Raw genomic sequence first — 12918 nt, 5'->3', positions numbered from 1 at the left:
TGAGCTCATTTTTTTTACTTACGTATATTTAACACACTATACCTTTCAGCAAAACACCACGAACGAACAGGCTCACGAACCCGAAGCGGCCTGACGCGCCACAGCAGCGGCAACCTTGCGCCCTTCCTGCTGCGCCTTGTACGCCGCAAGCAGGGCTTCGTAGCGCTGCTGGCCGACGCTCTGAGTGAACTTGCGCTTGACCTGCACATAGGAAGCCTTGAATTCCGGATAGGCACCGTGCGCGCCGAACAGCATGCCGACCTGGCGCACGCTCAGGCCCGACTCGGCGGCGAGCACATCCAGGTTGATCGTGGTTTCTGCCATGGCCGTAGTGCCGAACAGGGCCAGCGCCAGCGCGAGCATCGAAGCTTTCATGATGACCTCCACCGCAAAAAGTGCGTCGGACTGCGGGCCGACACCGCGCGATCGTCGATCGCTTGCCGGCGGCGTCTTGCGCATCCGGCATGATCATCAGATGCCGCTGGCGGCCGTTGCGCTGCAAAACCCGCGCATGCGCACAACAACCGCATCATCGCGTGGCGACTTTCGGCAGGGATGCAACGCGAAAATCGCGTGTTGCAGGAATCGCCACGCAGATTTCGCAACGTCGGCGGCGGGCGTTGCGCGCAGATCCGGCAACGGCAACGAAAAAGCGGCGTAGGTTGGCTTAAGCCGCAGGCGCACCCCAACGTCGAGGTGGCTCACCAGCAAAGAACCCCTGCCGAAGGCATGTTCGTTCCGCCCGGATACAGGCAAAAGCGCTCCTTCGGCACAGGCTTTTTGTTGCGGAAATAACGTGATGTTGGGGTACGCCTGCGGCTTACCCCGACCGACCAACGCGTTTCGCGTTCGCCTGGAAATACGCCGGAAAAGTCGGCCGCGGCAGGTATCTGCCGGCGCCGCGCTCGGCACGCAGATCGCCGTCGCTCCAGACCAGCTTGCCCGCGGCCACGGTATGCCGTGCCAGGCCCTGGACGGTACGGCCTTCGAAGATATTGAAGTCGACGTTCTGGTGATGCGTCTTCGCCGAGATGGTGCGCGAGGCGTTCGGATCCCACACCACCAGATCCGCATCGGCGCCAACTTCGACGGCACCCTTGCGCGGATACAGGTTGAAAATGCGCGCCGCGTTGGTCGATGTGACCTGGACGAATTCGCTGGGCGTGAGCCGGCCCGAATTCACGCCGTAATGCCACAGCACGCCCATGCGGTCTTCCACGCCGCCGCAGCCGTTGGGGATGCGGGTGAAGTCGTCCTTGCCGGCCGCCTTCTGCGGTGCGCAGAAGGTGCAGTGGTCGGTGGCCGTGGTGTGCAGATGGCCAGCCTGCAAGGCCTGCCACAGCGCTTCCTGGTGCTCCTTGGGCCGGAACGGCGGACTCATGACATGGGCGGCGGCGCGGGTGAAGTCGCTGTCCAGATAGACCGAATCGTCCAGCAGCAGGTGCCCGCCCAGCACCTCGCCGAACACGCGCTGGCCTTCGCCGCGGGCGCGGGCGATTTCCTGCACCGCTTCGCGCGCCGAAACGTGCACGATGTACAGCGGCACGCCGATCACTTCGGCAATGCGGATGGCGCGGTTGGCCGCCTCGCCTTCCACCGCACTGGGACGCGACAGCGGATGCGACGACGGACCGGTCTTGCCTTCCGCCAGCAGTTGCTTTTGCAACTGATATACCAGTTCACCGTTTTCCGCGTGCACCGTCGGCAGCGCGCCCAGTTCCAGCGCCCGGCGGAAACTGTTCACGAGGATTTCGTCGTCGGCCATGATGGCGCCTTTGTACGCCATGAAATGCTTGAAGCTGGCCACGCCGTGCTCGTTCGCCAGCACGCCCATTTCCCGGTGTACCGATTCGTCCCACCAGGTCACGGCGACATGGAAGGCATAGTCCGATGCGGCCTTTTCCGCCCAGCCGCGCCAGGTATTGAACGCTTCCAGCAGCGACTGGCGCGGATTGGGAATGACGAAGTCGATGATGCTGGTAGTGCCGCCGGCCAGGCCCGCGGCAGTACCGGAGAAGAAATCGTCGCTGGCGACCGTGCCCATGAAGGGCAGCTCCATATGCGTATGCGGATCGATGCCGCCGGGCATGACCAGCTGCTCGCCGGCTTCGACGATCACCGCGCCGGCGGGCGCGTCCAGGCCGGTACCGATCTGCACGATCTTGCCGTCGGCGCAGAGCACGTCGGCGCGGTAGCTATGGATGGAATCGACGACAGTGCCGCCGCGGATCAACAAGGTCATGGCTTAGCTCCAGCGGGTGACGGCGCGCGATGGGACACGCGCGAAGTGATTGCAATGGCGAGTGTGCGTACCGGCAGGCGCGCGCACCACCTGTCGAGTGCTCAGGGGCAGTCGCGCGCGAAACCCGCGCCGCCGTGACATGCACTGCGACCGCGCATCTGCGGCGACGCGGCCGGAGGAAAGGGAGCAATGTCGCTCCGTGTATGACGCGCGCCACATGCTTGCGTCAGGCCTTGCCCATATCCATCGACCCGACCTTCGACGCATTCACGCGCATCAGCAACGCGTACACCAGCGCAGAAATACCCAGGCCGGCAAACCAGGCATAGGTGTACAAGGTCTTGAAGAATTCCGGCACGCCGGCGAACGACTGCGGGAATGCCGCGTGCAGGAAGCCCGGCAGGTTGGGCAGCACGCCGGCCAGCAGCGCGATGATCGCGGCCGGGTTCCAGCCGCGGCGATAGGCGTAGATGCCGCGTTCGTCGAACAACTGCTTCAGGTCCAGCCGTGTATTGCGCAGGAAATAGTAGTCGACCAGCATGATGCCGGCGACCGGCCCCAGCAGCGCGGAATAGCCGACAAGCCATGTGAAAATATAGCCTTGGGTACTTTCCAGAATTTTCCACGGCATCGCCAGCAAGGCGATGCCAGCGGTGATCAGGCCGCCGCTGCGGTAAGAAATGCGCCGCGGATTGAGGCTGGCGAAATCGTAGGCCGGGCCGACCAGGTTGGCGGCGAGGTTGCAGCACATGGTGTCCAGGGTCAGCACTAGCAGCGCCAGGCCGACACCGATGCCGGTGAAGCGGCTGGACAGGTCGACCGGATCCCAGATCGCCTTGCCATAGATCACCACCGTGGCCGAGGTGACGATGACCGACATCAGCGCGAGCAGGCCCATGGGCAGCGGCAGGCCTATGCTCTGGCCGATGAACTGGTCGCGCTGCGAGCGGGCAAAGCGGGTGAAGTCGGGGATGTTCAGCGCCAGCGTGGCCCAGAAGCCGACCATCGCCGTCAGCGACGGCCAGAACACGATCCAGAACTGGCCGGCCTTCTCGCCGCCGTCGACGAATTTCGACGGCATCGCCATCATGCTGCCGAAACCGCCAGCGTGGGTCAGCGCCCACCACACCAGTACCAGGCACATGACGATCTTGATCGGCGCGGAGAAGGTTTCCAGCCAGCGGATCGAATCGGTTCCGTGCACGACGAAGTACAGCTGCAGCGCCCAGAACGCGAGGAAGCAGACCAGCTGGCCGAGATTGATGCCCAGCAGCGGCAGCGCCTCGGCATGCAGGGCGTTGCCGGTGATGATATTGAGCAAGGTATACATGGCCAGGCCGCCGAACCAGGTCTGGATGCCGTACCAGCCACAGGCGACGATGGCACGCAGCATGGCCGGCAGCTTGGCGCCCTGGGTGCCGAAGCTGGAGCGCACCAGCACCGCATACGGAATGCCGTATTTCGCCCCTGCATGACCAATCAGCAGCATCGGCACCAGCACGATGGCATTGCCCAGCAGCACCGTCGTCACCGCCTGCCAGGGCGACATGCCCTGGTCGATCAGGCCGGCGGCCAGGGTATACGACGGAATGCACATCACCATGCCTACCCACAGCGCAGCGAAGTGATACCAGGTCCAGGTGCGCTGGGCCGCGGTAGTCGGGGCGAGATCGGCGTTGTATAACGCGCCCTGGGGCACACCTTCGCTGCTTTGCGCTGTTGCCGTCATCGATCTCTCCCCCGCGGTTGCGTAGCGCGACGAATGTAAGGCTTGCGCCCGCGCCGCGCTACGCCGGTTCCTTTACCGCAGCGGGGTTGTTCGGGTGCGTCGTCCAGTTGGCATAGCCGCCCTCGTCCACCCGCACCATGCTGATACAGCTGTCCACCGGACAGACGTGCATGCACAGGTTGCAGCCGACGCATTCGCCGTTGACCACTTCGAAATGGCGTTTGCCGTCTTTCTCCCGCGTGATGGCCTGATGCGCGGTGTCTTCGCAGGCGATATGGCACAGGCCGCACTTGATGCATTTGTCCTGGTCGATCAGCGCCTTGATGTCGTACTTGAGGTTGAGGAATTTCCAGTCGGTGACATTCGGCACGGCGCGGCCGCGGAAGTCCTCCAACGTGCGATAGCCCTTCTCGTCCATCCAGTTCGACAGGCCGGCGATCATGTCGTCGACGATGCGGAAGCCGTAGTGCATGGCCGCGGTGCAGACCTGCACGTTGCCGGCACCCAGGGCCATGAACTCGGCCGCATCGCGCCAAGTGCCGATGCCGCCGATGGCGGAGATCGGCAGGTTGCGCGTTTCCGCGTCGCGCGCAATCTCGGCCACCATGTTCAGCGCGATCGGCTTTACCGCCGGCCCGCAGTAGCCGCCGTGAGTGCCCTTGCCGTCGACGGTCGGTGTCGGCGCCATCAGGTCGAGGTCGACCGAGACGATGGAGTTGATGGTATTGATCAGCGATACCGCGTCGGCGCCGCCGCGGAATGCGGCACGGGCGGAATGGCGGATATCGGTGATGTTCGGCGTGAGCTTGACGATGCAGGGCAGGCGCGAATGCTGCTTGACCCAGCGCGCGACCTGTTCCACGTATTCGGGCACCTGGCCGACGGCCGAACCCATGCCCCGCTCGGACATGCCGTGGGGGCAGCCGAAGTTGAGTTCCACCGCATCGCAACCGGTGTCTTCCACCATGGGAAGAATATACTTCCACGACTCCTCGTCGCAGGGCACCATCAGCGAGACGATCATGGCGCGGTCGGGCCAGTCGCGCTTGACCTGGCGGATCTCGGCCAGGTTGACCTGCAGCGGCCGGTCGGTGATCAGTTCGATGTTGTTCAGGCCGGCGATGCGCTGACCGTTCCACTGCACCGCGCCGTAGCGCGAGCTGACATTGACCACGTGCGGGTCCAGGCCCAGGGTTTTCCAGACCACGCCGCCCCAGCCCGCCTCGAAGGCGCGGATCACGTTATAGGCCTTGTCCGTCGGTGGCGCCGAGGCCAGCCAGAACGGATTTGGCGAACGAATGCCGACGAAATTGTTGCGCAGATCAGCCATTGCCCTGTCCTCCGTTGCCCAGGCGCGCGTGCATGGAGCGCGCGGCCTGCTTGCCGTCTTCCACTGCCTGCACGGTCAGGTCGACCTTGCCGCCGACGCAGTCTCCGCCGGCCCAGACGCCGCGCACAGAAGTCTCGAATTCTGCATTGACCACAATGCGGCCTTTGTCAACCTCCAGCAGCGCGCTGGCGTCGCCGTCGGCGCGCGGCGCCAGCAGCACCTGGCCGATGGCCTTGAGCACCGTGTCGGCGGCCAAGCGCAATACATCGCCGCTGCCAAGCAGGCGGCCGTCCGCGTCGAGCTGGGTATATTCGAATTCGATCGCCTCGACGGCACCGGCCGAGCCGAGGATGCGGCGCGGCTGCGCCCATTCGATCACGTTGACGCCCTGGGTCTTGGCGAATTCCTGCTCGGCCCAGGTGGCGCTCATGCTGGCGCTGCCGCGGCGGTATACCAGGGTGACCGATTCGGCGCCGAGCTTCCTGCTTTGCACCGCGGCATCGATGGCGGTGTTGCCGCCGCCGATCACCACGACGCGGCGGCCTACCGGCATCTGGCTGAAATCGTCGCACTGGCGCAGGTCGGCGATGAAATCGACGGCGTTGCGCACGCCGGCGAGGTTTTCGCCGTCGATGCCCAGCGCGTTGACACCCGCCAGGCCCAGGCCGAGGAATACTGCGTCGTAGTCATTGCACAATGAGGAAAGGTGCAGATTTTCGCCCAATGCCTGGCCGCCCTGCCAGGCGATGCCGCCGATCGACAGCAGCCATTCGATTTCCCGCGCGGCGAATTCCAGCACTTTGTATTCGGCGATGCCGTATTCGTTCAGTCCGCCCGGCTTGGGCTTGGCGTCGAAGAGGGTCACGTCGTGGCCCAGCCGCGCCAGTGTGTGTGCGCAGGACAGCCCGGCCGGTCCGGCGCCGACGATGGCGACGCGCTTGCCCGTGGCCGGTGCGCGGTCGAACAGCGTGACATTGGTGTCGAATACCCAGTCGGTGGCATAGCGCTGCAGGGCGCCGATCTCAACCGGCTGCGATTCGCCGGTATTACGCACGCAGCTGCCCTCGCAGAGGATTTCCGTCGGGCAGACCCGCGCGCACATGCCGCCGAGCACGTTCGCGCCGAGGATATCCTGCGCCGCACCACGCAGGTTGTCGGTGGTGATGCGGCGGATGAAGCTCGGAATGTCGATGCCGGTAGGACAGGCCTGGATGCAGGGCGCGTCGTAGCAGTAGTAGCAGCGTTGCGCGGCGATCAGCGCGCTCTGCCGGTCCAGCGGCGGGGATACGTCGTCGAAATTCTGCGCGAGCTGCTGTGCGGACAGTCGTCCGGAAGCAATGTCGGCAAGGTCCTTGCGGCTCATTCGGTCTCCTGGGGGCGCCTTGGAGTAAACCGCGCCGGCCCCAGGCCGTCCGCCCGAAAACGGCGGACGAGACGCGGGCGCGGTCGTCGGAAGGAACGGGGGCAAGACCTGCAGGCGGCCCTTGCGCCTGCGCAACGCGCCCTGGCCGGACGGGTCAGCACCCCACCTGTGTTTTTTAGTCGGATTGCGGCGGCGGCGCAAGCGGGATGGGCATGGCTCGGCTCGACGGCTGACCGGACTTCCCGGTATCGACGAGCAAAAACGCGGCTCCCTCGCGCAACCGGCAGGGAACGGGGCCTGGCGAACTGGCGGCGCGCCGCCGGGCCGGCCAGCGAGACCCGCTCAACGGTCCAGCTCTCCCCCGCGTTCCGAATGCGCCGGGTCATGAACGCGAAAGCCGCCCGGGCGACAGTGATCCGGAGCAACCGGTCAAGCGGCGCCGAGACCAGCTGCCTCTTGATCGTGTATTCGGTAGTCTGCCATGGTAAAGGTCTTGTCGTGTCCCGAAAGGGCCATTCTGGTGTTCCCACTGAGGGCACCGTGTGGCTCGGAACTTCCAGGTGTCCGTCGCGCAATCGCACCGGACCAAAGCGCGCTCCACTCCCCGTCTCTGCGAAAACCCATGGAAACTTCCCCGCCGTCCGCCCATGCGAAGTCGCGCATCGTCTTTCTCGACTACCTGCGCATATTCGCGTTCGTTTCCGTGCTGGTCGGGCACAAGTTCGGCACCTATCTGGTGCCCTTGTCGAACGACCCGACGGTACACAGTTCGGTGCGGACGTTGGCCAGCTGGGTGCTTCCGCTCGTCACGGGCGGCGGCGTGGGGGTCGTCGTCTTCTTCCTGGTCTCCGGCTACATCATCACGCACGTACTGCAAAGCGAAGCTACGACAGAGTTCCTGGTAAAACGCGCGTTTCGCATCTACCCGCTGTACTTTGTCGCGGTATTGATGGAGTACACCATCATCGCGCTCTACGGCAGCCCGGTCTCCGTCGGCGCCCTGATCGCACAGCTGTTGCTGATCGGCGACCTGTTCAATACGCCGCCAGCACTGGCCGGTGTCGAGTGGACGCTGCGCGTGGAAGTCGTGTTCTATCTGATCATGGCGGCCGCTCGCGCCGGCGGCCTGATGACGCATGCGCGTCGCTGGCTGCCGCTGGCTTTCACGCTGCTGATCGTGCTTGCTGCGGTAACCGATCCGGTTCCGAACACCGGCAGTTTCACGCACGGATACCTGACGATCTACGGGCCGTTTCTGTTCGTAGGCGCAATGTTCTACCTGTACCAGACGCGTACTACGACGCTTTCCTGGCTGCTGCTGATCAGCGCAATCGCACTGGTGCAGTATTACCGCCTCATTCCCCCGCTTCATCCGGTCTGGGCAGCGGCTGATTTCGTAGCGCCGGCCCTGGCGATCTTCTGGGCCGCGTGGTTCTTCCGGGACTACCTCGGGGACGCGCGCATCGTCAGGCTGCTATCGGACCTCACCTACTCCGTCTACCTGTTTCACAACTGGTTTTTTGAGTCCATCAAAGTGTGGCTGTCCGCCTTCGGCGTGAACGTGCTGCCTCCCGACGTCCAGGCACTCATCGTGTTGCTGCTGTTCTGCTACGCCGTTGTCAGGCTGGTCGAAAGACCCGCGATACGGTTGGGCCGCAAGGCCTACTCCGCACTCTCCAGGAGAAGGGCAGGACGGCAGGAGTCCAGTCCCGTCTCGCCGAAGCCGGACCGGGCCGCCAACGCGTCCTTGCAAACTCCCTAGCGGCCGATTTACCGACGGCCGATTGAGCCGCACGTCCGGCGCGGCCAGGGCGCTCCCGTCACTACCGGTTAGTGCGTGCCAGGCCATTCGCCGCGCGCCCGATACCCGGGGCAGGCTTGACTGTCCCCACCCGGGTTGGACGCCAGGCACGCGGCACCGCCGGGTCACTGCGCCTGCAGGGCGGCGCGTGCGATCAACTCTGCGCCCGCTCCAGCATTGCATGCAGCAGCACATTGGCGCCGGCCTCGATCCACTCCGGCGTCGCGTCCTCGATCTCGTTGTGGCTGATGCCACCGATGCAGGGCACGAACACCATGCTAGTCGGCGCGACTTTCGCGAGATAGCAGGCGTCGTGTCCGGCGCCGGACACGATGTCGCGATGCGAGTAGCCGAATTTCTCCGCACCGCCGCGGACCGAGGCGACGCAGTCGGCGTCGAAGGCGACAGGGGCGTAATAGAAGATCTGCTCCAGTTTCGACACGTCTACCGCCGCTTCGCTGGCCGCCTGGGCAATGCCGGCGCGCAGGTCCGCATCCATCTGTGCCAGCACCGCATCTTCCGGATGGCGAATGTCGACGGTGAAGAACACGCGGCCGGGAATGACGTTGCGCGAGTTCGGATGCACCTGCAGCATGCCGACCGTCGCGCAGGCGTACGGCGCATACTTGTGCCCGATCGCGTTGACCAGCTGCACCACCTTGGCCGCGCCGAGCAGCGCGTCGCGGCGCCGCGGCATGGGTGTGGGGCCGGCATGCGATTCCTGGCCCGTGAACACGACCTCATACCAGCGCTGGCCCTGGGCCGCATGCACGACACCGATGGTGATGCCTTCGGTTTCGAGGATGGGCCCCTGCTCGATATGCAGTTCGAACGCGGCGTGGATATCGCGGCCGCCGACCGGCAGGTCGCCGGCATAGCCGATGCGCGCCAGTTCCTCGCCCATGGTCTTGCCGTCGACGTCGGCGCGGGAAAGGCCGTATTCCAGCGAGAACACCCCGGCGAACACACCCGAGGACACCATCGCCGGCGCGAAACGCGAGCCTTCCTCGTTGGTCCAGATCACCACTTCGATGGGCCGGCGCGTGACGATGCCGCGGTCGTTGAGGCTGCGTATCACCTCCAGCCCGCCGAGCACGCCGTAGATGCCGTCGAAGCGGCCGCCGGTAGGCTGCGAGTCGGCGTGCGAGCCGGTGATCACTGGCGCCAGGCTGTCGTCGCTGCCAGCACGGCGCGCGAACACATTGCCCATCTTGTCCACGGCAATGCTGCAGCCGGCTTCCCTGGCCCAGCGCACGAACAGGTCGCGGCCCTGCTTGTCCAGGTCGGTCAGGGCCAGGCGGCAGACGCCGCCCTTGGGCGTGGCGCCGATCTGCGCCATTTCCATCAGGCTGTCCCACAGGCGCCGGCCGTCGACCTGCAGCAGATCGCCCGGAGCGGATTTCAGTGCGGCATTCATGGCTTCACCTCGCGCATCAGGTATGCGGCATCACGAACTGCGCACCGGCGCGGATGCTGGTCGGCCAGCGCGTGGTGACAGTCTTGAGCCGGGTGTAGAAACGCACGCCTTCGGGACCGTAGACATGATGGTCGCCGAACAGCGAAGCCTTCCATCCACCGAAGCTGTGGAAGGCCATGGGCACGGGAATCGGCACATTGATGCCGACCATGCCAATTTGTATACGTTGGGCAAAATCTCGCGCGGCATCACCGTCGCGGGTGAACAGGGCGACGCCGTTGCCGTATTCGTGCGCATTGACCAGGCCGACGGCCTCGTCGTAGCTGGCCACGCGCATCAGCGACAGCACCGGACCGAAGATCTCTTCGCGGTAGATGCGCATGTCCGGACGCACATGGTCGAACAGGCAGCCGCCGAGGAAGAAGCCGTCTTCGCAGCCAGCGACCGTGTGGCCGCGGCCGTCGACGACGAGTTGCGCGCCTTCGGCTACGCCGGTGTCGACATAGCCGCGCACCTTGTCGCGATGCGCTGCGGTGATGAGCGGGCCCATGTCCATGTCGGGCGCATCGCCGCGGCCGATCTTCAGCGCCGCCACGCGCGGCGCGAGCTTGGCGATCAGCTTGTCGGCGGTGTCGTCACCGACAGCGACGGCGACCGAGATCGCCATGCAGCGCTCGCCGGCCGAGCCGTAGCCGGCGCCCATCAGCGCATCGGCAGCCTGGTCGAGATCGGCATCGGGCAGCACGACCATGTGATTCTTCGCCCCGCCCAGCGCCTGCACGCGCTTGCCCGCGGCGCAGCCGGTGGCATAGATGTAGCGCGCAATCGGCGTGGAGCCGACGAAACTGACCGCGGCGATGTCGGGATGGGCGAGGATGGCGTCGACGGCTTCCTTGTCGCCGTGCACGACGTTGAACACGCCGGGTGGCAGGCCCGCTTCGGCCAGCCAGTCGGCCAGCAGCAGCGACGGCGACGGGTCGCGTTCGGACGGCTTGAGCACGAAGCAGTTGCCGCAGGCGATCGCGATGGGAAACATCCACAAGGGAACCATGGCCGGGAAATTGAACGGCGTGATGCCGGCCACGACGCCCAGCGGCTGGCGCAGCGAGTGCGAGTCCACCGCGCTGCCGACGTTCTCGGTCACTTCGCCCTTGAGCAGTTGCGGAATGCCGCAGGCGAATTCCACCACTTCGATGCCGCGCTGCACTTCGCCCAAAGCGTCGCTGTGCGTCTTGCCGTGTTCGGCGGTGATCGCGGCAGCGAGTTCGTCGGCGCGCTGTTCGAGGATTTCGCGCAGCTTGAACAGCACGCGGGCGCGTTTCAGCGGCGGCGTTACCGACCAGGCCGGGAATGCCGCCCTGGCCGCCTGCACCGCCGCATCGACCTGGGCCGGCGTGGCCAGCGGCAGGCGGCCGCTCTGCTCGCCGGTGGCCGGGTTGTAGACGGCCGTGCTGCGCCCGCCTTCTGGGCTATGCCGTTCGCCGGCGATGTAATGGGGAATGACGACGGGGGCTAGCATGGGCTTCTCCTGGGCCGGCGCGGCCATGGTTGCCGCGCCGCCGTTTCGACTCAAGCGCAAATAAGCGGCATCGCCTTCAGGCGACGGCGCGGATGCAGGCGCGCACGCCTTCGATCATTTTTTCCAGTTCCGCATCGGTGGTGATCACCGGCGGCGCCATGGCGATGGTGTCGCCGGTATAGCGCAGCAGCAGGCCGCGCTTGAGGCCTTCCTCGAACAGGCGCAGCCCGCGCAGGCCGACCTGGCCCGGCAACGGTGCCAGTTCCACTGCTGCGGCGGCACCGCAGTTGCGGATGTCGATGACGTTCGGCTCGCCCTTGAGCGTATGCACGGCGTCTTCGATCTTGCGCCCGAGTTCGCCGAAGCGCTGCGGCACGCCTTCGTCGTGCAGGATGTCCAGCGTGGCATGGGCCGCGGCCACGGCCAGGGCATGGGCGGAATAGGTATACCCGTGGAACAGTTCCACCAGGTAGTCCGGCCCCTGCATGAAGGTGTCGTAGATGCCCTGGCGCGCGATCACGCCGCCCATGGGCACGGTGCCGTTGTTGACGCACTTGGCGAAGGTGATGAGGTCGGGCGTGACGCCGAAGGCCTGCGCGCCGAACCAGTCGCCCATGCGGCCGAAGCCGCAGATCACTTCGTCGAAGATGAGCAGGATGCCGTGCTTGTCGCAGATCTCGCGCAGGCGCTGCAGATAGCCCTGCGGCGGCACGACCACGCCGACCGAGCCCTGCATGGGCTCGACGATCACCGCGGCAATGGTCGACGCGTCGTGCAGCGCGACCAGGCGTTCCAGCTCGTCGGCCAGGTGCGCGCCCCAGCTTGGCTGGCCGCGGGAATAGGCCATTTCCTTGAGGGTGTGGGTATGCGGCAGGTGGTCGACGCCAGGCAGCATCAGCGGCGCGAACATCTTGCGGTTGGCCACCATGCCGCCGGCGGAAATGCCGGCGATGCCCACGCCGTGATAGCCCTTCTCGCGGCCGATGATGCGTGTGCGCGAGGCTTCGCCGCGCAGGCGGTGATAGGCGATGGCGATCTTGACCGAGGTATCCACCGCTTCGGAACCGGAGTTGGTGAAGAACACGCGGTTCAGATCGCCCGGCGCAACCGCGGCGATGCGCTCGGCCAGGCGGAAGGTGTCGGGACTGGCGACCTGGAACGCAGGAATGTAGTCGGCCTTGTCCAGCTGTGCCTTGACCGCCTCGACGATGCGCGCCGGGCGATGACCGAGCGAGCTGCACCACAGGCCGGACAGGCAGTCGAACAATTGCTGGCCTTCGACGGTGGTGTAGTAGGCGCCCTGCGCGCCGACCAGCAGGCGGTCCAGCGGGCGATGCTGCTTGAAATAGCGGTTGTGGGTAAACGGCATCCAGTACGGATCGAGATTCAGATCCGTAGCGGTCTGCGACGCCGAGGCGGCGGCTGCGTCATTCATGGTGGGCTCGGTCCTGGTTGATGCTGGCATGGCCGGTGGGCGCTGGCTTGCACCCGGCAAGTCGCGCAACGCTTCCACGCAG

The 12918-nt window shown here is 65.6% G+C and carries 10 protein-coding genes; 1 reads left to right on the top strand and 9 read right to left on the bottom strand.

What is annotated here, in order from left to right; genetic code table 11:
- Positions 1-72: 72 nt before the first annotated feature.
- The 6 genes from DFR29_RS05475 to DFR29_RS05450 all read right to left on the bottom strand — a co-directional run bounded on the left by DFR29_RS05475 (position 73) and on the right by DFR29_RS05450 (position 6664).
- On the bottom strand, positions 73-375 hold the full coding sequence (locus tag DFR29_RS05475) for a hypothetical protein (protein WP_133817555.1): 303 nt from the start codon (positions 373-375) through the stop codon (positions 73-75).
- Positions 376-471: 96 nt separating this feature from the next.
- On the bottom strand, positions 472-705 hold the full coding sequence (locus DFR29_RS29010; RefSeq protein WP_166653886.1) for a hypothetical protein: 234 nt from the start codon (positions 703-705) through the stop codon (positions 472-474).
- Positions 706-820: 115 nt separating this feature from the next.
- Positions 821-2242 (bottom strand): dihydropyrimidinase, encoded by a 1422-nt coding sequence (hydA, locus tag DFR29_RS05465; protein WP_133817553.1) that lies wholly within the window; start codon positions 2240-2242, stop codon positions 821-823.
- A 226-nt stretch (positions 2243-2468) separates the two neighbouring features.
- Positions 2469-3971, bottom strand: coding sequence for an NCS1 family nucleobase:cation symporter-1 (locus tag DFR29_RS05460; RefSeq protein ID WP_133817552.1), 1503 nt, complete (start codon positions 3969-3971; stop codon positions 2469-2471).
- Between the two features lie 58 nt (positions 3972-4029).
- The gene (gene preA, locus DFR29_RS05455) at positions 4030-5301 is read right to left on the bottom strand and encodes an NAD-dependent dihydropyrimidine dehydrogenase subunit PreA (RefSeq protein WP_133817551.1); all 1272 of its coding nucleotides are present in this window, start codon (positions 5299-5301) and stop codon (positions 4030-4032) included.
- Positions 5294-6664: an NAD(P)-dependent oxidoreductase gene (locus tag DFR29_RS05450; RefSeq protein WP_133817550.1), complete on the bottom strand. Its 1371-nt coding sequence runs from the start codon at positions 6662-6664 to the stop codon at positions 5294-5296. Before DFR29_RS05450 ends, preA begins: the two co-directional genes overlap by 8 nt.
- A gap of 622 nt (positions 6665-7286) precedes the next feature.
- Between DFR29_RS05450 and DFR29_RS05445 the strand changes: the two genes are divergently transcribed.
- Positions 7287-8426: an acyltransferase family protein gene (locus DFR29_RS05445; protein WP_166653885.1), complete on the top strand. Its 1140-nt coding sequence runs from the start codon at positions 7287-7289 to the stop codon at positions 8424-8426.
- A 193-nt stretch (positions 8427-8619) separates the two neighbouring features.
- Here the strand turns inward: DFR29_RS05445 and DFR29_RS05440 are convergent, their stop codons facing one another.
- The 3 genes from DFR29_RS05440 to aptA all read right to left on the bottom strand — a co-directional run bounded on the left by DFR29_RS05440 (position 8620) and on the right by aptA (position 12836).
- On the bottom strand, positions 8620-9882 hold the full coding sequence (locus DFR29_RS05440; protein WP_133817548.1) for a Zn-dependent hydrolase: 1263 nt from the start codon (positions 9880-9882) through the stop codon (positions 8620-8622).
- Positions 9883-9898: 16 nt separating this feature from the next.
- Positions 9899-11401, bottom strand: a complete 1503-nt coding sequence (locus tag DFR29_RS05435) for a CoA-acylating methylmalonate-semialdehyde dehydrogenase (RefSeq protein WP_133817547.1) — start codon at positions 11399-11401, stop codon at positions 9899-9901.
- A 76-nt stretch (positions 11402-11477) separates the two neighbouring features.
- Positions 11478-12836 carry an omega-aminotransferase AptA gene (aptA, locus tag DFR29_RS05430; RefSeq protein WP_133817546.1) on the bottom strand — a complete coding sequence of 453 codons (1359 nt, stop codon included), beginning with the start codon at positions 12834-12836 and terminating at the stop codon, positions 11478-11480.
- Between the last annotated feature and the right edge of the window lie 82 nt (positions 12837-12918).

Source organism: Tahibacter aquaticus, assembly GCF_004363655.1.
In the GTDB taxonomy this organism is placed as follows: Bacteria; Pseudomonadota; Gammaproteobacteria; order Xanthomonadales; family Rhodanobacteraceae; genus Tahibacter; species Tahibacter aquaticus.
This window is presented reverse-complemented; position numbering and strand designations above follow the sequence as displayed.

Coding starts and splice junctions, on each gene's coding strand:
- DFR29_RS05475 (WP_133817555.1), bottom strand. CDS start 375: ATGAAAGCTTCGATGCTCGCGCTGGCGCTGGCCCTGTTCGGCACTACG.
- hydA (WP_133817553.1), bottom strand. CDS start 2,242: ATGACCTTGTTGATCCGCGGCGGCACTGTCGTCGATTCCATCCATAGC.
- DFR29_RS05460 (WP_133817552.1), bottom strand. CDS start 3,971: ATGACGGCAACAGCGCAAAGCAGCGAAGGTGTGCCCCAGGGCGCGTTA.
- preA (WP_133817551.1), bottom strand. CDS start 5,301: ATGGCTGATCTGCGCAACAATTTCGTCGGCATTCGTTCGCCAAATCCG.
- DFR29_RS05450 (WP_133817550.1), bottom strand. CDS start 6,664: ATGAGCCGCAAGGACCTTGCCGACATTGCTTCCGGACGACTGTCCGCA.
- DFR29_RS05445 (WP_166653885.1), top strand. CDS start 7,287: ATGGAAACTTCCCCGCCGTCCGCCCATGCGAAGTCGCGCATCGTCTTT.
- DFR29_RS05440 (WP_133817548.1), bottom strand. CDS start 9,882: ATGAATGCCGCACTGAAATCCGCTCCGGGCGATCTGCTGCAGGTCGAC.
- DFR29_RS05435 (WP_133817547.1), bottom strand. CDS start 11,401: ATGCTAGCCCCCGTCGTCATTCCCCATTACATCGCCGGCGAACGGCAT.
- aptA (WP_133817546.1), bottom strand. CDS start 12,836: ATGAATGACGCAGCCGCCGCCTCGGCGTCGCAGACCGCTACGGATCTG.